The 9,001-nt window shown below is 59.5% G+C and carries 7 protein-coding genes and 1 pseudogene; 1 reads left to right on the top strand and 7 read right to left on the bottom strand.

The genetic code is table 11. The annotated features are described in order from the left end of the window. The first annotated feature begins 43 nt into the window (after positions 1-43). Positions 44-1,291 (top strand): peptide chain release factor aRF-1, encoded by a 1,248-nt coding sequence (prf1, locus tag O2S87_RS01495; RefSeq protein ID WP_475407025.1) that lies wholly within the window; start codon positions 44-46, stop codon positions 1,289-1,291. 256 nt (positions 1,292-1,547) lie between these two features. Here prf1 and O2S87_RS01500 read toward each other — a convergent pair whose 3' ends face one another. From O2S87_RS01500 to O2S87_RS01530, 7 genes and pseudogenes are all read right to left on the bottom strand, one after another. Then, positions 1,548-1,943: a DUF6276 family protein gene (locus tag O2S87_RS01500; RefSeq protein WP_475407026.1), complete on the bottom strand. Its 396-nt coding sequence runs from the start codon at positions 1,941-1,943 to the stop codon at positions 1,548-1,550. A gap of 50 nt (positions 1,944-1,993) precedes the next feature. Next, complete coding sequence (locus O2S87_RS01505; RefSeq protein ID WP_475407027.1) at positions 1,994-2,686, bottom strand: V-type ATP synthase subunit D; 693 nt, start codon at positions 2,684-2,686, stop codon at positions 1,994-1,996. Between the two features lie 106 nt (positions 2,687-2,792). Next, positions 2,793-3,471 (bottom strand): annotated as a pseudogene (locus O2S87_RS01510) (bacteriorhodopsin). A gap of 127 nt (positions 3,472-3,598) precedes the next feature. Further along, complete coding sequence (locus O2S87_RS01515; RefSeq protein WP_475407028.1) at positions 3,599-5,143, bottom strand: HAD-IIA family hydrolase; 1,545 nt, start codon at positions 5,141-5,143, stop codon at positions 3,599-3,601. A gap of 246 nt (positions 5,144-5,389) precedes the next feature. Beyond that, entirely contained in the window at positions 5,390-6,259 is an 870-nt protein-coding gene (locus tag O2S87_RS01520) for a glycerophosphodiester phosphodiesterase (RefSeq protein ID WP_475407029.1), read from the bottom strand. Between the two features lie 106 nt (positions 6,260-6,365). After that, positions 6,366-7,697 carry a CDP-glycerol glycerophosphotransferase family protein gene (locus O2S87_RS01525; protein WP_475407030.1) on the bottom strand — a complete coding sequence of 444 codons (1,332 nt, stop codon included), beginning with the start codon at positions 7,695-7,697 and terminating at the stop codon, positions 6,366-6,368. Then, positions 7,682-8,473, bottom strand: a complete 792-nt coding sequence (locus O2S87_RS01530; protein WP_475407031.1) for a sugar phosphate isomerase/epimerase family protein — start codon at positions 8,471-8,473, stop codon at positions 7,682-7,684. Before O2S87_RS01530 ends, O2S87_RS01525 begins: the two co-directional genes overlap by 16 nt. Positions 8,474-9,001: the final 528 nt, after the last annotated feature.

The raw sequence follows: 9,001 nt of genomic DNA on the forward strand, positions 1-9,001 counted from the left end.
CCAGTCAAAGCATACTTACCGGCTCCCCGGCGATATAGTTCCAATGAGTACGGACGCCGACGAGCAACCCAGCGAGGACCGACGGAAGTACGAGTTCCGAAAGGTCATCGAAGAGCTTCAACAGTACGAAGGCTCGGGGACACAGCTCGTCACCATCTACATTCCGGACGACAAGCAGATCTCTTCGGTCGTCGAGCACGTTGTTCAAGAGCACTCCGAAGCCGCCAACATCAAATCGAAACAGACCCGGACTAACGTTCAGGACGCGCTGACCTCGATCAAGGACCGGCTCCGTTACTACGATACTTTCCCGCCGGAAAACGGGATCGTCATTTTTTCTGGGGCGGTCAACAGTGGCGGCGGTCAGACCTCGATGGTGACCAAAGTCCTCGAATCGCCCTCCGAGCCGATCCAGTCGTTCCGCTACCACTGTGATTCGGACTTCCTGACTGAACCGCTCGAAAACATGCTGCTTGACAAGGGCCTCTTCGGGCTGATCGTTCTCGACCGGCGTGAGGCGAACGTCGGCTGGCTCAAAGGTAAACGAGTCGAGCCCGTCAAATCCGCGTCCTCACTCGTTCCGGGCAAACAGCGAAAAGGTGGTCAATCGGCCCAGCGATTCGCTCGGCTTCGACTCGAAGCCATCGACAACTTCTATCAGGAGGTCGCCGAGATGGCCAACGACCTGATGGTGCCGAAACGACACGACCTCGACGGTGTGCTGGTCGGCGGCCCCTCGCCGACCAAAGACGAGTTCATCAACGGTGGCTATCTCCACCACGAACTCCAGGATATGGTGCTCGGAAAGTTCGATGTCGCCTACACCGACGAGTCCGGCCTTCACGATCTGGTCGACTCTGCCAGCGACGTGCTCTCGGATCAAGAGGTCGTCAAAGACAAAAACCAGATGGAGGAGTTCTTCGAAAAACTCCACGTCGGCAACGAGTCGACCTACGGCTTCGAACCGACCAGAAAGAACCTCGTGATTGGGTCGGTCGACCGACTCCTCATCTCCGAGGACCTCCGCAAAGACGTGGTTGTCTACGACTGTGACGGCGTCGAGGAGTTCGAGATCGTCGATCGTCGCCACTCGACACCGACCCACGAGTGCGCAGATGGCTCACCGGCAGCAGTCGTCGACCGCGAGGACGTGATTGATCACCTGATAGAGATCGCCGAACAGCGAGGGACTGAGGTCAAATTCATCTCGACCGATTTCGAAAAGGGTGAACAACTGCTCGATGCGTTCGGCGGTGTGGCCGGCATTTTGCGCTACTCTACCGGCGTCTAATCGGCTAGTAGTTACCTCCTACTCGCCATTATGTTTCATATAGTTACAAATTAACTAAGTAGTTTTTCCGGAACGTGCTGTGTGTAGCGACACGAAGCGCTTGATGCTTCCGTCGCTACTGCTACTCGCCTCACTCCAGTAGCTTACACGCGTTCGCTCATCCCCGCTGATGTGGCCCTCCTGTCGGACGGTCCCTCCACCACGAACCGATCTCGACCGGCTCAGCCCGTTCGACAGCCCTCATTTATCAGCTCGTTCAGTCGATCAGTGCTTCGAGTTGGTCGCGTCGACGTTCGAGGTCGAGCGTTGGCTCCACCTCAGGCGCTGCAAGCAGCCGGTCAAGCGTCAAAAAGAGATCGACTCCGTTGGACTCGAGATAGTCGACCAGCGAATCGATCTCGGATCGATTGAGCGCAAGCGAGTCTAATTTGTCGATCAACAGAAACAGTCCGACACCCGCGTCGCCTGTCGGAAACCGAGTGATAATCGTTTCGAACGACGGGTCGGCCTCGGCGTCGGCTGGCTCACCGCGAGTGATCGACAGACACCGTCCACAGCACGCTACTGCCGTCGAGTCGGCGTGCGACGCAAGCTCCGATGGAACACGGCAGGTAATCAGCACGTGATTACAGTGTAGACTCCGAGTAGTCATCTTATATAGGAAATCTGACGCGGCACTGTTCGCTGACAGGATCTGTTGCGTTAGTCACTGACTACTGCGACCGATTCCGCCTCACGTTCGGCTGCAGCTTGGCGTTCGGCTTTCTCCTGTTCTTCTTTCTTGGCTTTGATTTTCTTCATCCGGAAAATCTCTTCGCGTTCCTGTTCTTCGAGCTTCTGTTCGATGTACTCTTGATTGTCGTATAGGTCTGGAAGGAGCTTGAATTCGAGGGCGTTTACACGTCTTTTTGTCGTCTCGATCTCGGTGAGCATCTTTTTCATCGCCGTCTCAACCTCTGCAGCGAGAATGATCGTTTCGAGGAGCTCCTCGTAGGCGTCAGCAGCTTCGTCGATACGAGCCGACGAGCCGAGCAGTCCGTAGCCCCGCTCTTCGAGTGATTTGCGGACCTTCGAGGACTCGATCTGCGGAACGACGACTCCCATGATGTTCTTCGATTGTGTCGTGATCTCGGGGTACTCTTTGAGTGCTGCGGCCGCACCACGGACCGCCACGTCGCCCTCCATCGCGCGAGCCATATTCAGCGTTCGCTGGGCGGTTTCGTAGTCGCTGTTGAGGTCTTTGCGTACGTCTTGGGCCTGGTCGAGGATATCCATGAACTCCATAATTAGCCCGTCTCGCTTCTGTTCGAGCGTGTCGTGGCCCCGCTCAGAGAGCTCGATACGGTCCTCGATCGCCATCAGGTTTTTTCGGGTTGGTTTGACGTCCTCGGCCATCTCTTGAGAGTCCGTTGTTGGGCAAAGGGGTTAATGGTTTTCAGTTTCCGTGGCGCGCTTGACGGTCTCGACGGCTATAATTCACTACCGATCGGGGTGGTGTCGATCAGTCGACCGCCGCGCTCGGTGTGGAGTCGGCGTGGGCGACCTCGTCGAGCACGTCGTGGCTCCGCAGCAGGATGTAGCCGAAGCCGACTTTGGCGGTTAGATCCAGCATGGTGAACGCTGCGGTCTCCACATACAGTGGGATCAGTTCGAGCGTTCCCTCGGTGCCGAGAATCCAGACGACCGGGTAGGCCAACCACAACACGATAAGCAGGTTCCGGAGCGTCGTCGTCAGGCTCCGGACCGACTCGGTCTGTCGGCTGGTGGCCTCGGTGAGCGACTGGACAAGGAAGTACAGCAGGAAAAGTAGAAGGGCGGTACTAATACCCCACCAGACGATTCGGATCGCAGGCGTCGACGCCAGTGCGCCGATCAACCCCGTCAGGATCATCAGTACGTCGAGACCGACGAGCGTGTAAATCGTGTTGCGGTTGGTCTGGGCCAGCAACCCGAGGTCAATCAAAAGCAGTGGTGATCAGCCAGTCGGCGTACCGCGCCCAGTAGATATCCAGCGTCTCGCCATCGACGGTGATCTCGGTGAGGCCGAACCCTGTCGCCATCGAGAAGTAGGCGACTGCGGCGGTCGCCGGGATGAAGATCGTCAGCACGTAGAACCGTTGTTGTTCTTCATCGGTGACACCCCAGCCACGAGCGATGAAAAACAGCATGTCGAGTGTCATGCCGATGGCGCCGATCTACAGCCAGATTGCTTCGCTTCCGGGTGTTATCATATCTGCAGCCATAGCTACACCCACAGACGGGTGCCATCGACAAGTAGCATCTACCTGACTAGGTAGGTCTCGGCCCTCAGAGCTCGCCAGTCTCCTGCAGCGGGGCTTCGGCAGGCTCGCTGTCGACGAGTAACTCTCCGACCGATTCGACGACGAGCGACGGCGACTGACTCGCCGATTCGATGTCCCGCCGCGTTGTCTCGCCCGACAGCACTGAGACCGACCCACAGCCCAGCCGCTCGGCGAGTTCGATATCCGTCGACAGCCGGTCGCCGACGATCACGACGTTCTCGGGGCTGTATCCCTCGCGTTCGAGAACGTGGCCGATCATCCCCTCATTGGGTTTGCCGAACACCCGTGTCGGCGAACGGTCGGCCGCGGTTTCGACCAGCGCACCGATCGAGCCACAGTCGGGGACTAATCCGGCCTCCGTGGGACAGACCGTATCGCCGTGGGCGAGGACGAACTCCGCACCGTCGCGGATCGCACGGGTCGCGGCGGCGACCTTCTCATAGCTGAGTTCCGTATCGAAGCCAACGACCACCGTCTCCGGTTCGTCGGATGTTGGGTCGACGCCCGCGGCCGAAATCGCATCACGCATTGCTTCGGTCCCGACGACGTAGGCCGATTCAACGCCGCTCTCGCGAAGGTAGCCGATGACACCGTCGGTCGAGAGAATGATGTCGTCGGCCGAGGCATTGATGCCGAGCGAGGTGAGTCGGTCGGCGTAGGTGGGTTTCCACCGCGAGGAGTTGTTCGACAGGAAGTAGACGTCGACGCCCGCCGATCTGAGTTCCTCGACGGACTCAACAGCGCCGTCGATGGGCGACTCGTCGAGATAGATCGTTCCGTCGAGATCGAAGAAGACGGCGTCTTTCGCGTGTAGATCTCCCAGTGAGCCAAACGTGCGGTCGGCCGCAAGCAAGTCTGCGCGGTCGTCGACTTCGACCCAGTCGGCCCCTGCGATGTTGACCGGTCGCACGTCGTGGATTCCCGTTTTCAGGAGTTCGTCGAGGGCAATCTCGGTCCAACCGGTGTACTCGCCGTCGACTTCGATCCGGCGGACGATCCGGTCGAACAAGCGTTCGGAGGTTGCAGCCGAAAACCGATAGCAGTCGATCGAGGTGGCGGCCGCGTCGGCGGCCGAATACTCCTTGGAGATACCGGTGACTGCCCCGTCGTCGACGGTGAGCTTCATCGCCTCGGGGTCGTACGTCTCGGCGTCGACGGCGATCGCGCTGTGATCGTCGACGGCCGCCAACCGTTCGGCGACTGTCGGATCGAACACGACATCGCCGTTGCTGAGTGCGAACGGCTCGCCAGCGACCGCCTCGCGGGCACAGTACAGCGAATACATGTTGTCCGTGTTGGCGAAGGCCTCGTTGTGAACGAACTCGATATCGAGGCCGAGATCCCCCGAAAGCGCCGCACAGAGCTGCTCAATTCGCGACGCCATGTAGCCGGTGACGATGGTGGCGCTCTCGAAGCCCGCCGCGTCGTAAGCCCGTAGTTGGTGTTCGAGGATCGGGGTTCCGTCGACGGTCACACACGCTTTTGGCTGGTCGATCGTCAGGGGCCGAAGCCGAGAGCCGGTCCCGGCCGCGAGGATAACTGCGTTCATGAGTTCACCACCGGCCTGATAGCCGTTGGCCGCAAAAGTCCGCGGCCACTGTCACCCACAACCGGATAAGTAGCTTGTTCCTACTATATAAATCAGCTACAACTCGGTATCACATCGAAAAGTATATACTATAAATACGAACGAATACGTCGCTTTACACCTCGGATAACCCACTGATAGATACGATTACTTCAGCCGCTCGTACGCTCGTCAACCGGGGCTCGCTTGCGCAGACCTCAGATGCGGTCAGTGGTCAGTCGGCTGGGCCGACGCAGTGGCGTCCAGTCTCTGGGGGCCAACGACCCCTGGATAGTCGGTGATGATCCCGTCGACGCCCGCCTGCCGGAGTGCAGCTGCCTGCTGCCACGTTGTGACCGTCCATGCGTTGACCCGCCATCCCTCGGCGTGGGCCCGGTCGACGAGGTCGGCGTTGGTGATCGATCCCGGAACGGGCATCGATTCGGATTCTTGTGCAGGCTCGGCCACCATGTTCCAGGGAACGTGGATCGCCGAGACATCGTATCGGCGGCCGAGCGTCACCCCGGTGTCGACCGAATCGTAACACACCGTCGCGACCGCTGCTGAGGGGTCGAGTTCGCGTGTCGCGGCCAGCGCACCCTCGTAAAACGACGAGAACAGGAGGTCGACATCGAAGTCGGCGGCCGTATCGAGTACGCGACCGATGAACGCCCGCCAGCGGTCGATCGCTGCATCGAGTGTGTCACCCTCCAGTGGTTCAGCGAAACGAAGCTTCTGGCTGCCCGGGTTTTTCAGCTCGATGTTGACCGTCATCTCTGGCGGAACCAGTGCTAGCACGTCTTCCAACAGTGGCACCGACTGCTCAGTACCGAGAACACTGTAGCCCGCGATCCGTTCGTACGGAAGCTCCCAGACCTTCGTGTCTCGAACCGATGTTGGTGCATTGGTCACGCGCGTGAGGTCGTCGTCGTGGAAAACGACGATTCGTCCGTCGGCGGTCGGCATCACGTCGATTTCGACTGTCGACGCCCGGCCGTCGGCCACGGACCGTTCGACTGCGTCGACCGTGTTCTCGGGATGGATCCCGGCGAACCCACGGTGTGCGATAATTTCCGTCCTAGCGGTCGACTGTCCCACTGCATCGGCTGTACGTTGCCCCCGATTCAGCTTCCCGGATCTCACTACGCGAGCGTTAGGATATGTATACTTAAGTTGTTCTATCATATGTGTCTACAAATTGCCATTAATGTTTGCTCGTCGACAGTGACCGCATCTCGACGTCGTCGGTTCCGTCAGACGATGTTGACGGTCGTCGGTCAAAAACATGGGTGCAGATGGCCCTGTGAACAGCCGCAGATGACGAGCCGGGTGGCCCATCACAGAACCGACTCCGGAGCCGCTGGCGGTCGACGGCATACGGGTCGACGCCGCCTCTCGCAGCGTCGAGAGCCTCACCCAGTGCCGACTGGAGGGCTGTCGAGTCGGTCACACAGCGGCCGGGGGTGACGGCGTCGTACCCGAAGTACAGCCCGCGGCGGTCGGTGTAGCGCGATCGATCGTACGGAAAGAAGACGATCGGCTGATCAAGCTTCAGATAGTCGAAGTATACTGACGAGTAGTCCGTGACTAACACGTCCGTCCGTGGCAAGACGAGGTAGGGGTCGACCGACGAAGCGAGCCAGTGAACCCGTGGATGGCTTTCGGCGGTGTCGACCGGTTCGTACGGGTGGGCTTTGATGTAGAGATGGGCATCATGCGCGGCGAGCGTCTCGCCGACCGCAGCCACGTCGAACATATCGACGAACGACTCGCCGTCGTCCCGGTAGGTCGGTAGGTACAAAACGAGTTCACCCTCGGCGGCCCGTCGGTCAAGCCGCTCGATCAGCGAGTCGTCCTCGGCGAGTGTCGCTCCTTCGACCATGTCGGTGAGCACGTCGGTCCGTGGATAGCCGGTGACAACGAACCGCTCGGAGTCGATGCCCAGCCCAGACGAAAGCGGTTCGATCGCTTCTGTCGACGGGGCGGTGACGAGATCGATTTCGCTGGCCATATACCGGTGACACTGTCGGACGGGCCACGGCTGGACGGGCCATTCGGCGTCCCACGCGATCGTTTTCAGTGGGAGTCCGTGCCATAGCTGGACGAGCGTTGCGCCCGCGGTGCCGCCCATGAAGACGTCCCGGAGCCCCTGTGTCACGAAGACGACGCCCGCCCGGAACGTGTAGTATCGCCCCCGCAACGAGCGTGCGTGATACGCCTCGTATCCGTGTGACTGTAGCGTGTCGACGGTGGCTTGGTTCTTCGAAAGCCAGACCGGCCGGATCGAGGGATCGTTGGCGGCGACCCACAGAAAGAGGTATTTAGCGTTGTCGCAGAAGGCCTTGCCGCCGCGAGCACCGAACACCCAGAGCCGGTCGTCTCGGCTCCAGAGGATCGAGAGGCGATCGACAATGAGATAGACCACCCACTGCCACAACAGGTCCAGATTCGACCATGACTGTGGGTCGACGATATCGGCGAGGCCGACGAGACGGCGAGACAGGTGGCGGCTGAACCGTCTCAGTGATCCAGCCATGCGTCGAGTTTCTCTTTACTCAGCCGCATGTAGTCCTTGTCGAAGGTGTAGGCCTCTACCGAGAGAGTGCCATTCCACCCCGAATCCAGCGGGGCGAGGATCGTGCCGAAATCGGTCGTTCCCGAACCGACCGGGACGTGTTCGTCGCGCGCTTGGCGGGCGTCGTTGATATGGATGTGGGAGACGCGGTCACGGTGCTCTTCGAGGAACTCGGCAGTGTCGGCGGCCGAAAACCCCGAGACGCGGGCGTGGCCGGTGTCGACGGTCAGCGAAGCGTCGGTTTCGGCGAGAATCTCGTCGATGGTCCGAATCGAGTAGACGTCGTCGGGGAGGTTCTCGACGCAGAGTTCGATCCCGCGGGCGGTGGCGTAGGCCTCCAACTCCCGCACGGAAGCGAGAATGCGGGGTTTAGTGGTTCGTTCGCTCCATTCTGGCTTGGTGGCGTGGGTGCTCGCGTGGAGGACGGCCTTCTCGGCTCCGAGATCGGCGGCGGTGTCCAGACAGGCCCGCAGTTCCCGAATGGAGGCCTCCCGGACCTTGTTCCGCGGGGTCCCCAAATCGAGGTCGACGAAGGGGAGATGAACCAGACACCCGATCCCGGTGTCGTCGAGGGCCTCGGTGATTGCCTCCCGGTCGAGACCAGTTCGCTCCGAGGAGCCGTCCATGTAGAGTTCGATGAACTCGTAGCCCAACTCGGCGGCCCACCCGATCGACTCCAGCGGTGTGACCGCCCCGGTGTGCGTTTGGGTGACGAATCCGACTCGTGTGCCGTTCATACTCCTCATTGTAACGCTACTTACAAAGCCGCTCTGTCTAGTGTTGTGACGATCGACCGGAAAACAGATCTCGGGAGGCTCGCAGTCGTCGCTTTTCACATGGACAGTGTCGACAGTCTTTACTGACCGATAGTAACGACATAGTCGCGACTGACTGGTCTGAACGACACAGTTCCCACTGATCAGTCTCGCGGACACCGTGTCGGTTGACCGCTCGAACCCGTAGCTTTTTAACACATCAATAATTTCGCAGGAAATAAGTGCGAGACGGCTGGATCGGTTCGTAGTGCTACTCTGACAGAAGTAGCAGCCATGAACTATGATTGACTCGATCATCAGAACGGTCAAACGGACCCTCGGACGGCAGAAGCGAAAACAAGAACCCAAAGCCGAGCGCAAAGCAGCCTGTCCAAGAAACACCGACAGAAACGTCAGATTCTGTAGCTCTTGAGCGTTCATCACGGCAAATTTATCTAGCTGAAAACACTATACTGCGTAAGGATTTACTCGTGACGTTTAATTTTATCC

Source organism: Halohasta sp. A2 (assembly GCF_056175805.1).